The 12,121-nt window shown below is 67.6% G+C and carries 1 protein-coding gene; it reads left to right on the top strand.

Going from position 1 to position 12,121, the window contains the following annotated elements:
• Window positions 1-12,111: hypothetical protein (locus ACXJKM_RS28570; RefSeq protein WP_457356448.1), on the top strand; the 12,111-nt coding region annotated here is incomplete at its 5' end.
• Between the last annotated feature and the right edge of the window lie 10 nt (window positions 12,112-12,121).

The raw sequence follows: 12,121 nt of genomic DNA, 5'->3' as shown, positions 1-12,121 counted from the left end.
GGCCAGATCAATTCGCTGACCACGAGCCAGATCAACACCCTGGGCACGGCCGACCTCAACAGCCTGAGCAGCGGCCAGTTCGCCAACCTGTCGTCCGCGCAGGTCCAGGCGCTGACCAACACCCAGCTCGCCAATCTCGCGACCGACAACCTCAATGCCCTGGGCACCGCCCAGTTTGCAGCCCTGTCGTCCAGCCAGTTCGGTGCACTGACCACCGGCCAGCTCGGTAAGCTGGAAACCGCTGACTTGCGTGCCGTCACGACGGCCGCCCTCAATGGCCTGTCTTCCGACCAGGTCGGCGCCCTGGCCAGCGATGCCGTCGGCTCGCTGACCACGGCACAGGTCGGCTCGCTGGGCACCGCCCAGGTCAAGGGCCTGACCACGGACGACATGGTCGCCCTGACCTCGGCCCAGGTCGCCTCGTTGAACTCGACCCAGGCAGGCGTGCTCTCCACCGCCCAGATCGCCGCCATCGAGACGGCCGATGTCAAGGCCATCTCCACCGGCGCACTGCGCAACCTGTCCTCGGATCAACTGGATGCATTGACCAGCGACCAGCTGCGCGCCCTGTCGTCCACCCAGCTGAACGCGCTCACCACCAGCCCGCAACTCGTCAACATCTCCACGGGTGACTTGAATGTGCTGACGACGGCCCAGATGGCCAATCTGTCGACGGCTCAGATCCGTTCGCTGACGACCGACCAGCTCGGCAATCTGGCGACCGACAACCTGAACGCGCTAGGCACGGCCCAATTCGCGGCCCTGTCGTCCAGCCAGTTCGGTGCGCTGACCACCGGCCAGCTCGGCAAGCTCGAAACCGCTGACCTGCGTGCCGTCACGACCGCCGCGCTCAACGGCCTGTCTTCCGACCAGGTCGGCGCCTTGGCCAGCGACGCCGTCGGCTCGCTGACCACGGCACAGGTCGCCTCGCTGGGCACCGCCCAGATCAAGGGCCTGACCACCGGCGATATGGTCGCCCTGACTTCGGGCCAGATCGCCTCGCTGAACTCCACCCAAGCCGGCACCTTGTCGACCGCCCAGTTGGCGGCCATCGAGACCGCCGACATCAAGTCGCTGACCACCGGCGCCCTGCGCAACCTGTCGTCTGACCAGCTCGACGCCTTCACCAGCGACCAGCTCCGCGCCCTCAGCAGCGGCCAGGTCAACAGCCTGACCACGAGCCAGGTCAACACGCTCGGTACGGCCGATCTGAACAGCCTGAGCAGCAGCCAGTTCTCCAATCTGTCCTCGGGCCAGGTCCAGGCACTGACCAACACCCAGCTCGCCAACCTCGCCACGGACAACTTGAACGCGTTGGGCACGGCCCAGTTCGCCGCCCTGTCGTCCAGCCAGTTCGGCGCATTGACCACCGGCCAACTGGGCAAGCTCGAAACCGCTGACCTGCGTGCCGTCACGACCGCCGCGCTCAACGGCCTGTCTTCCGACCAGGTCGGTGCCCTGGCCAGCGATGCCGTCGGCTCGCTGACCACCGCTCAAGTTGCTTCGCTGGGCACCGCCCAGATCGACGGCCTGACCACGGGTGACATGGTCGCCCTGACCTCGGGCCAGGTCGCGGCGCTGAACTCCACGCAGGCAGGCAGCCTGTCTACCGCGCAACTGGCCGCGATTGAGACCGCGGACATCAAGTCGCTGACCACGGGCGCCCTGCGCAACCTGTCCTCCGACCAACTCGACGCCTTCACCAGCGACCAGCTCCGCGCGCTCAGCAGTGGTCAGATCAACAGCCTCACCACGAGCCAGGTCAATACGCTCGGCACGGCCGACCTCAACAGCCTGACCAGCGGCCAGTTCGCCAATCTGTCCTCTGGCCAGGTCCAGGCGCTGACCAACACCCAGCTCGCCAATCTCGCGACCGACAACCTCAATGCCCTGGGCACCGCCCAGTTCGCGGCCCTGAACTCCAGCCAGTTCGGTGCATTGACGACCAGCCAGCTCGGCAAGCTCGAAACCGCCGACCTGCGCGCCGTCACGACCGTCGCGCTCAACGGCCTGTCTTCCGATCAGATCGGCGCACTGGCCAGTGACGCCGTCGGCTCAATGACCACGGCCCAGGTCGCCTCGTTCGGTACGGCCCAGATCAAGGGCCTGACCACCGGCGACATGGTCGCTCTGACTTCGGGCCAGGTCGCTTCACTGAACTCCACGCAGGCGGCCGGCCTGTCCACCGCCCAACTGGCGGCCATTGAGACAGCTGACATCAAGTCGCTGACGACCGGTGCGCTGCGCAATCTGTCGTCCGATCAGCTCGACGCTTTCACCAGCGACCAACTGCGCGCGCTGAGCAGCGGCCAGATCAACTCGCTGACGACCAGCCAGATCAATACGCTGGGCACGGCCGACCTGAACAGCCTGACCAGCGGCCAGTTCGCCAACCTGTCCTCGGCCCAAGTCCAGGCGCTGACCAACACCCAGCTCGCCAACCTGGCGACCGACAACCTGAATGCGCTGGGCACCGCCCAATTCGCAGCCCTGTCGTCCAGCCAGTTCGGTGCGCTAACGACTGGCCAGCTCGGCAAGCTGGAGACGGCTGACCTGCGCGCCGTCACGACCGCCGCGCTCAACGGCCTGTCTTCCGACCAGGTCGGCTCCCTGGCCAGCGATGCCGTCGGCTCGCTGACCACCGGGCAGGTCGCCTCCCTCGGCACCGCCCAGATCAAGGGCTTGACCACGGGCGACATGGTCGCCCTGACGTCGGCCCAGGTCGCTGCCATCAATTCGACGCAGGCCGGCAGCCTGTCCACCGCCCAGATTGCCGCCCTCGAAACGGGCGATGTCAAGTCGCTGACGACCGGCGCCCTGCGCAACCTGTCGTCCGACCAGCTCGACGCCTTCACCAGCGACCAGCTGCGTGCACTCAGCAGCGGCCAGGTCAATTCGCTGACCACCAGCCAGATCAATACGCTGGGTACGGCTGACCTGAACAGCCTGACCAGCGGCCAGTTCGCCAACCTGTCCTCTGGCCAGGTTCAGGCGCTGACCAACACCCAGCTCGCCAACCTGGCGACCGACAACCTCAATGCCCTGGGCACGAGCCAGTTCGCCTCGCTGAGCTCCAGCCAGTTCGGTGCGCTGACCACCGGCCAGTTGGGCAAACTCGAGACGGCCGATCTGCGTGCCGTCACGACCGCCGCACTCAACGGCCTGTCCTCAGACCAGGTTGGCGCCTTGGCCAGCGATGCCGTCGGCTCCCTGACCACGGCACAAGTTGGCTCGCTGGGCACGGCCCAGATCAAGGGCCTGACCACCGGCGACATGGTCGCTCTGACTTCGGGCCAGGTCGCGGCGCTGAACTCTACCCAGGCCGGCAGCCTCTCCACCGCCCAACTGGCGGCTATTGAGACGGCTGACGTCAAGTCGTTGACGACCGGCGCCCTGCGCAACCTGTCGTCTGACCAGCTCGACGCCTTCACCAGCGACCAACTGCGCGCGCTCAGCAGCGGCCAGATCAACTCGCTGACGACTGCCCAAGTCAACACCCTGGGCACGGCCGACCTGAACAGCCTGACCAGCGGCCAGTTCGCCAACCTGTCCTCGGGCCAGGTCCAGGCGCTGACCAACACCCAGCTCGCCAACCTGGCGACCGACAACCTCAACGCCCTGGGCACCGCCCAGTTCGCGGCGCTGAGCTCCAGCCAGTTCGGCGCTCTGACCACCAGCCAGTTGGGCAAGCTGGAGACGGCCGATCTGCGTGCTGTCACGACCGCCTCGCTCAACGGCCTGTCCTCGGACCAGGTCGGCGCGCTGGCCAGTGACGCTGTTGGCTCGCTGACGACAACCCAAGTCGCCTCTCTGGGCACGGCCCAGATCAAGGGGCTGACCACGGGTGACATGGTCGCCCTGACTTCGGGCCAGGTCGCTGCACTGAACTCGACCCAGGTGACCGGTCTGTCCACGGCGCAGATCGCTGCGATCGAGACGGCCGACATCAAGTCGCTGACCACCGGCGCCCTGCGCAACCTGTCCTCCGACCAGCTCGACGCCTTCACCAGCGATCAACTGCGTGCGCTGAGCAGCGGCCAGATCAACTCGCTGACGACCAGCCAGATCAATACGCTGGGCACGGCCGACCTGAACAGTCTCACCAGCAGCCAGTTCGCCAACCTGTCGTCCGCGCAGGTCCAGGCGCTGACCAACACCCAGCTCGCCAACCTCGCCACCGACAACCTCAACGCCCTGGGCACCGCCCAGTTTGCAGCCCTGTCGTCCAGCCAGTTCGGCGCACTGACCACCGGCCAGCTCGGCAAGCTGGAGACGGCTGACCTGCGCGCCGTCACGACCGCTGCCCTCAACGGCCTGTCTTCCGATCAGGTCGGTGCCCTGGCCAGCGATGCCGTCGGCTCGCTGACGACCGCTCAAGTGGCCTCGCTGGGCACCGCCCAGATCCAGGGCCTGACCACGGGTGACATGGTCGCCCTGACCTCGGCCCAGGTCGCTGCCATCAATTCGACCCAGGCCGGTAGCCTGTCTACCGCCCAGATCGCCGCCATCGAAACGGGCGACGTCAAGTCGCTGACCACCGGTTCGCTGCGCAAACTGTCCTCCGACCAGCTCGACGCCTTCACCAGCGACCAGCTCCGCGCCCTCAGCAGCGGCCAGGTCAACAGCCTGACCACATCCCAGGTCAACACGCTGGGCACGGCAGACCTGAACAGCCTGACGAGCGGCCAGTTCGCCAACCTGTCCTCGGGCCAGGTCCAGGCGCTGACCAGCACCCAGCTCAGCAACCTCGCCACCGACAACCTGAACGCGCTGGGCACCAGCCAGTTCGCGGCGCTGAACTCCAGCCAGTTCGGTTCGCTGACCACCGGCCAGCTCGGCAAGCTCGAGACCGCTGACCTGCGTGCCGTCACGACGGCTGCGCTCAACGGCCTGTCCTCAGACCAGGTCGGCGCCCTGGCCAGTGACGCCGTCGGCTCGCTGACGACGGCACAGGTCGGCTCGCTGGGCACCGCCCAGATCAAGGGCCTGACCACCGGCGACATGATGGCTCTGACCTCGGGCCAGATCGCCGCCATCAACTCCAACCAGGCGGGTGCGCTGTCCACCGCCCAGATCGCCGCCATCGAGACAGCCGACGTCAAGTCCATCTCCACCGGCGCGCTGCGCAACCTGTCGACGGACCAACTCGACGCCCTCACGAGCGACCAGCTGCGCGCACTGACCTCCACCCAGCTGAACGCGCTGACCACCAGCCCGCAGCTCGTCAACATCTCCACGGGCGACCTGAATGTGCTGACGACTGGCCAGATGGCCAACCTGTCGACGGCTCAGATCCGTTCGCTGACGACTGACCAGCTCGGCAACCTGTCGACCGACAACCTCAACGCGCTGGGCACTGCCCAGTTCGCGGCCCTGTCGTCCAGCCAGTTCGGCGCACTGAGCACCAGCCAGCTGGCCAAGATCGAGACGGCCGACCTGCGCGCCGTCACGACCGCCGCCCTCAACGGCCTGTCTTCCGATCAGGTCGGCGCCCTGGCCAGCGATGCCGTCGGCTCGTTGACCACGGCGCAAGTCGCCTCGCTGGGCACCGCCCAGATCAAGGGCCTGACCACGGGTGACATGGTCGCTTTGACCTCGGGTCAGGTCGCTGCACTGAACTCCACGCAGGCCGGTAGCCTGTCCACCGCCCAGATTGCCGCCATCGAAACCGGCGACGTCAAGTCGCTGACGACCGGCGCCCTGCGCAATCTGTCGTCCGACCAGCTCGACGCTTTCACCAGCGACCAGCTCCGCGCGCTCAGCAGCGGCCAGGTCAACAGCCTGACCACATCCCAGGTCAACACGCTGGGCACGGCGGACCTGAACAGCCTGACCAGCGGCCAGTTCGGCAACCTTTCGTCGACCCAAGTCCAGGCGTTGACCAGCACGCAGCTCAGCAACCTCGCCACCGACAACCTGAACGCGCTGGGCACCAGCCAGTTCGCTTCCCTGAACTCCGGCCAGTTCGGCTCGCTGACCACCGCCCAACTCGGCAAGCTCGAGACCGCCGACCTGCGCGCCGTCTCGACGGCCGCGCTCAACGGCCTGTCTTCCGACCAGGTCGGCGCCCTGGCCAGTGACGCCGTCGGCTCGCTGACGACGGCACAGGTCGGCTCGCTGGGCACTGCCCAGATCAAGGGACTGACGACGGGTGACATGGTCGCCCTGACCTCCGGCCAGATTGCCGCCATCAACTCCAACCAGGCGGGTGCGCTGTCCACCGCCCAGATCGCCGCCATCGAGACAGCCGACGTCAAGTCCATCTCCACCGGCGCGTTGCGCAACCTGTCGACGGACCAACTCGACGCCCTGACGAGCGACCAGCTGCGCGCACTGAGCTCGACGCAGCTCAATGCGCTGACGACCGCCCCGCAGGTCAACAACCTGTCGACGGCCGATTTGAATGTGCTGACCACCAGCCAGATCGCCAATCTGTCGACGGCCCAGGTCCGCGCGCTGACCACCGACCAGCTCGGCCACCTGACCACCGACAACCTCAATGCCCTGGGCACCGCCCAATTCGCGGCGCTGAGTTCCAGCCAGTTCGGTGCGCTGAGCACCAGCCAACTGGGCAAGCTCGAAACAGCTGACCTGCGCGCCGTCACGACCGCTGCCCTCAATGGCCTGTCCTCAGACCAGGTCGGTGCGCTGGCCAGCGACGCCGTCGGCTCGTTGACCACCGCCCAGATCGCCGCGCTCGGCACCGACCAGATCAAGGGCCTGACCACGGGTGACATGGTCGCCTTGACCTCGGCACAGGTCGCCGCCATCAACTCCACCCAGGCGGGTGTGCTGTCCACGGCCCAGATTGCCGCCATCGAGACCGCTGACATCAAGTCGCTGTCCACGGCTGCGCTGCGCAACCTGTCCACGGACCAGTTGGATGCCCTCACGAGCGACCAGCTGCGTGCCCTGTCCTCCACCCAGCTCAATGCGCTGACCACCAGCCCGCAGCTCGCCAACCTGTCGACGTCCGACCTGAACTCGCTGACGACCGGCCAGATGGCCAATCTGTCGACGGCCCAGGTCCGCGCGCTGACCACCGATCAGCTCGGCCATCTGAGCACGGACAACCTCAACGCCCTGGGCACCGCCCAGTTCGCGGCGCTGAGCTCCAGTCAGTTCGGTGGCCTCGCCACCAGCCAGCTGGCCAAGCTCGAAACGGCTGACCTGCGCGCCGTCACCACGGCGGCTTTGAATGGCCTGTCCTCCGACCAGGTCGGCGCCCTGGCCAGCGACGCCGTCGGCTCGCTGTCCACGGCGCAGGTCGCCTCGCTGGGCAGCAGCCAGATCAAGGGTCTGACCACCGGCGACATGGTCGCCCTGACTTCGGGCCAGATCGCCTCGCTGAACTCCACGCAGGCCGGCAGCCTGACCACGGCCCAGATCGCCGCCATCGAGACAGCCGACATCAAGTCGCTGTCCACCGGCGCCCTGCGCAACCTGTCCTCCGACCAGCTCGACGCCTTCACCAGCGACCAGCTGCGCGCGCTGAGCAGCGGCCAGGTCAACAGCCTGACCACGGCCCAGGTCAACGCCCTGGGCACGGCCGACCTGAACAGCCTGACCAGCAGCCAGTTCTCCAATCTGTCCTCGGGCCAAGTCCAGGCGCTGACGAGCACCCAGCTCGCCAACCTCGCCAGCGACAACCTGAACGCCCTGGGCACGGCCCAGTTCGCAGCCCTCACTTCGGGCCAGTTCGGCGGCCTGAGCACCAGCCAGTTGGCCAAGCTCGAAACCGCTGACCTGCGCGCCGTCACGACGGCCGCCCTCAATGCCCTGAGCTCCGACCAGATCGGTGCCCTGGCCAGCGACGCGGTCGGTGCCCTGTCCACGGCGCAAGTCGCTTCGCTGGGCACCGCCCAGATCAAGGGCCTGACCACCGGTGACATGGTCGCCCTGACCTCGGCCCAGGTCGCCGCCATCAACTCGGCCCAGGTCGCCGGCCTGTCCACCGCCCAGATTGCGGCCATCGAGACGGCCGACATCAAGGCCCTGTCGACGGCTGCCCTGCGCAACTTCTCGACCGACCAACTGGACGCCCTGACCAGCGACCAGCTGCGCGCGCTGTCCTCGGCCCAGCTCAATGCGCTGAGCACCAGCCCGCAGTTCGCCAACCTGGGTACCGCCGACCTGAACGCGCTGACCACCGGCCAGATCGCCACCCTGTCCACGGCCCAGGTGCAGGCGCTGACCAGCACCCAGCTCGCCAACCTCACCACCGACAGCCTCAACGCCCTGGGCACGGCGCAGTTCGCGGCACTGGGTTCCAGCCAGTTCGGCGCGCTGACCACCAGCCAGCTCGGCAAGCTCGAAACCGCCGACCTGCGTGCGGTGACCACGGCCGCCCTCAATGCGCTGAGTTCCGACCAGGTCGGTGCCCTGGCGAGCGACGCCGTCGGCGCCATGACCACCGCCCAGGTGGCCTCGCTGGGCACTGCCCAGATCCAGGGCCTGACCACGGGTGACATGGTCGCCCTGACCTCGGCCCAGGTCGCGGCCTTGAACTCTGCCCAGGCCGGCTCGCTGTCCACCGCCCAGGTCGCCGCCATCGAGACCGCCGACATTAAGTCGCTGACGACCGGTGCCCTGCGCAATCTGTCCTCCGACCAGCTCGACGCCTTCACCAGCGACCAGCTGCGTGCCCTGAGCAGCGGCCAGGTCAACAGCCTGACCACGGTCCAGATCAACACCCTGGGCACGGCGGACCTCAACAGCCTCTCCAGCGGCCAGTTCGCCAACCTGTCCACGGCCCAGGTCCAGGCGCTGACCAACACTCAGATCGGCAACCTGAAGACCGACAGCCTGAACGCCCTGGGCAGCGCGCAGTTTGCAGCCCTGTCGTCCAGCCAGCTCGGCGCCCTGACCACCAGCCAGTTGGCCAAGCTCGAAACCGGTGACCTGCGTTCGGTCTCGACGGCGGCCCTCAACGGCCTGTCGTCGGACCAGATCGGTGCCCTGGCCAGCGACGCCGTCGGCGCCATGACCACGGCCCAGATCGCCGGCCTCGGCACGGCCCAGATCCAGGGGCTGAGCACGGCCGACATGGTGGCCCTGACCTCGGGCCAGATCGCGGCGCTGAACTCCGCCCAGGCGGCCAGCCTGTCCACGGCCCAGATCGCGGCCATCGAGACGGCCGACATCAAGTCGCTGTCCACGGCAGCCCTGCGCAACCTGTCCACCGACCAGCTCGACGCCCTGACCAGCGACCAACTGCGCGCGCTGTCCTCGGCCCAGCTCAATGCGCTGAGCACCAGCCCGCAGTTCGCCAACCTGGGTACCGCCGACCTGAACGCGCTGACCACCGGTCAGATCGCCACCCTGTCCACGGCCCAGGTCCAGGCGCTGACCAGCGTCCAGCTCGCCAACCTGGCGACGGACAGCCTCAATGCGATGGGTTCGGCACAGTTCGCGGCCCTGTCGTCCAGCCAGTTCGGCGCGCTGACCACCAGCCAGCTCGGCAAGCTCGAAACCGCCGACCTGCGCGGCGTGACGACCGCGGCCCTCAATGCGCTGAGTTCCGACCAGATCGGCGCCCTGGCCAGTGATGCCGTCGGCACACTGACGACGGCGCAGGTCGGGTCGCTGGGCACCGCCCAGATCAAGGGCCTCAGCACCGCTGACATGGTCGCGCTGACCTCGACCCAGGTCGCTGCCTTGAACTCCGCCCAGGCCGGCTCGCTGTCCACCGCCCAGTTGGCGGCCATCGAGACGGCCGATATCAAGTCGCTGTCCACCGGCGCCCTGCGCAACCTGTCCTCCGACCAGCTCGACGCCTTCACCAGCGACCAGCTGCGCGCACTGAGCAGCGGCCAGGTCAACAGCCTGACCACGGCCCAGATCAACACCCTGGGCACGGCCGACCTGAACAGCCTGACCAGCGGCCAGTTCGCGAACCTGTCCTCGGGCCAGGTGCAGGCCCTGACCAACGCACAGCTCGCCAACCTGGCGACCGACAACCTCAACGCCCTGGGCACCGCGCAGTTCGCTGCGCTGGGTTCCAGCCAGTTCGGCGCGCTGACCACCAGCCAGCTGGGCAAGCTGGAGACGGCCGACCTGCGCGCGGTGTCCACCGCCGCACTGAACGCGCTGAGCTCCGACCAGGTTGCTGCACTGGCCAGTGATGCCGTCGGTTCCATGACAGCGACACAGATTGGCGCGCTGGGCACGACCCAGATCCAGGGCCTGAGTACCGCCGACATGGTGGCCCTGACGTCGACGCAGATCGCCGCGATCAGCTCGACGCAAGCCGACGTGTTGTCCACGGCCCAGGTCGCCGCCATCGAGACGGCCGACATCAAGTCGCTGTCCACGGCAGCCCTGCGCAACCTCTCGTCCGACCAGCTCGACGCCTTCACCAGCGACCAGCTGCGCGCCCTGAGCAGCACGCAGATCAACAACCTGACGACGGCGCAGATCAACACCCTGGGCACGGCCGACCTGAACAGCCTGACCACCAGCCAGTTCAGCAACCTGTCCTCCGCCCAGGCCGAAGCACTGACCACCAGCCAGCTCGGCAACCTGGTCACCGACAACCTCAATGCCCTGGGCACGGCGCAGTTCGCCGCGCTGGACTCCGACCAGTTCGGTGCGCTGACCACCAGCCAGCTCGCCAAGCTGGAAACCGCCGACCTGCGCGCCGTCACGACGACCGCCCTGGCCGGCCTGGATTCCGACCAGTTCGCGGCCCTGTCGACCGACCACATCGTCGCGCTGAGCACCGCCCAGGTGCTGTCGCTGACCACCAGCCAGCTCGACGGCTTCTCGGCGGCCGACATGACGGCGATGAGCTCGACACAGGTCTCGGTGCTGACGACGGAACAGGTGGCCTCGCTGTCGACCGACCAGATCGTGGCCATCGACGCCAGCGACCTGGCCAAGCTGTCCACGGCCTCGCTGCGTGCCCTGACCGACACCCAGCTGGCAGCCCTGACGACCGACCAGCTGACCGGCCTGGCTGGCCGCGTCAATGTGCTGACGACCAGCCAGATCAACCACCTGTCCACGGACGACCTGAACTCGTTCACGGCCTCGCAGTTCGGCGTCATGACCTCGAGCCAGGTCCAGTCCTTCAGCACCGACCAGATGAAGGCGCTGGAGACCGACGACCTGCGCGCCCTGACCACGGCCAACTTCGCGGCCCTGAGCAATGCGCAGATCGACGCGATCACCACGGCCCAGTTCACGACGCTGAAGGTGACCCAGATCACCGCGCTGACGACGGACCAGGCCGCCGCGCTGACGACCGACCAGGTCCATGCCATCACGACCGACCAGGTCGCCGGCCTGGAGACCCGCGACATCGCCGCCATGAGCATGGCCCAGCTGGACGCGTTGACCAACGCGGCCGTCGGCGAGATGAACGGCGCCCAGCTCGACGCCTACTTCTCCAAGACGCCGATCGTGCTCGACCTGGACGGCCACGGCATCAACACGCTGGCCGCCGCCCAGGGCGTCAACTTCGACCTGATCGGCTCCGGCCATGTGGACAAGGTCGGCTGGATTGCCGGTGGCGATGGCCTGCTCGTCATGGACCGCAACCTCGACGGCATCATCAACAACGGCAGCGAGCTCTTCGGCATGGGCACCATCCTGGCCAATGGCAAGCACGCCAAGGACGGCTATGCCGCCATGGCCGAGCAGGACAGCAACCATGACGGCAAGCTCGATGCACACGACGCCAACTGGAAGCAGCTGCAGGTCTGGGTCGACGCCAACCACGATGGCAAGACCGACGCCGGCGAACTGAAGACGCTGGACGAGGTGGGTGTCGCCTCCATCGACCTGAACGCCGCCAAGGGTTCGGGCAGCGACCACGGCAACCTCATCGGCCTGGTCTCCAGCTACACGACGACCGACGGCGGCAAGCATGACGTGGCCGACGTCTGGTTCGCCAAGGACGTGCAGCCGCAAAAGGCCGACGACGGCAAGGATGCGACGGTCAGCCTGAGCGACCTGCTGACCGCGCCGGCCGACGCCCTGCTGGGGGCGCCATCCGTGGACCTGGCCAAGGCTGCCCTGCCGAGCGCCGACGCCCACCTCGCCGCCATCGACCGCAAGCTGGCCGAGGACGACGAGCACCGTCGCAACAACAGCGGCAACTGGATCTGAGCCTGATCTC

The sequence above is a fragment of the Roseateles sp. P5_D6 genome, assembly GCF_054049415.1.
Note: the sequence above shows the minus strand (reverse complement) of the source record. Positions and strands in the feature narration are given on the sequence as shown.